The sequence below is a fragment of the Mycobacterium sp. E1715 genome (assembly GCF_001667625.1).
In the GTDB taxonomy this organism is placed as follows: domain Bacteria; phylum Actinomycetota; class Actinomycetes; order Mycobacteriales; family Mycobacteriaceae; genus Mycobacterium.
The window spans coordinates 1-826 of the sequence record NZ_LZJJ01000567.1; the positions used below are offsets into that span (position 1 = coordinate 1).

An 826-nucleotide genomic window follows, 5' to 3' on the forward strand; every position below is an offset into this window, starting at 1 on the left:
ATCGACCGGGTGGTGCTCGAGGCGTTCGTCGCCGGCATCGATGCCTGCCCGCACGAGGAAACCCGCGAACTGCTCGGCATCCTCTGCGATCTGTACGCGCTTTCGGTCATCGAAGACGACAAGGCGTGGTACATCGAGCATCGGTACCTGTCCACCGAGCAGTTCGCGGGTTTCCTCGTGCGGGCAGGCATCGATGCCGGCGACGAACGCCTCGAGCACCACCCGGTCGATGTGTGCGGACGCCGCGTGTAAAACGTGGTCCTGCACCGCGTTGAACGCGTCGAACTCCGACATCTCCTTGGATTTTGCCTGCAGCCGACGGGCCACGGACGCCAGCAGATATTCCTCGCGGTCCTCGAACATCTTGATCTGCGTGCCGCGGTTGAAGAGGCTGCCCTCTTCCTCGCTGTCCTGCCGGGCATCCACGATCGTTTGGATAATCGTCTCTGCCGCAGTCCGTTTGACGACGCGCTCACCGACGGTGTTGGCGGCGAAGCGCACCCATTCGACGGGGCTCATGCTGCGGATGTCATCGGCGTAGGCCGTCAGCAGCTCCTTGGCCACCAACTGCGTCAGTACGTGGTTGTCGCCCTCGAACGTGGTGAAGACGTCGGTGTCGCCGCGCAGCGCGACCAACCGGTTCTCGGCCATGTAACCCGCGCCACCGCAGGCCTCGCGCGCCTCCTGAATCGCCCGCGATGCGTGCCAGGTGTTGGCCGCTTTCAGCCCGGCGGCGCGGGCCTCCAGCTCGCGCTGCTCGTCGGCATCCACCGCGTCCGCGGTCTGGATGTCGTGACACTTGCTGACCAGCTCGTTCTGGGCGATA

At 65.0% G+C, this 826-nt stretch carries 2 pseudogenes; one reads left to right on the forward strand and one right to left on the reverse strand.

The features are described from left to right. Positions 1–12 precede the first annotated feature (12 nt). Positions 13–108: pseudogene (locus A9X03_RS30575) on the forward strand (hypothetical protein); the annotation flags it as partial. Here A9X03_RS30575 and A9X03_RS27650 read toward each other — a convergent pair. Further along, a pseudogene (locus tag A9X03_RS27650) lies at positions 100–826 on the reverse strand (acyl-CoA dehydrogenase family protein); the annotation flags it as partial. The pseudogenes A9X03_RS30575 and A9X03_RS27650 overlap by 9 nt on opposite strands.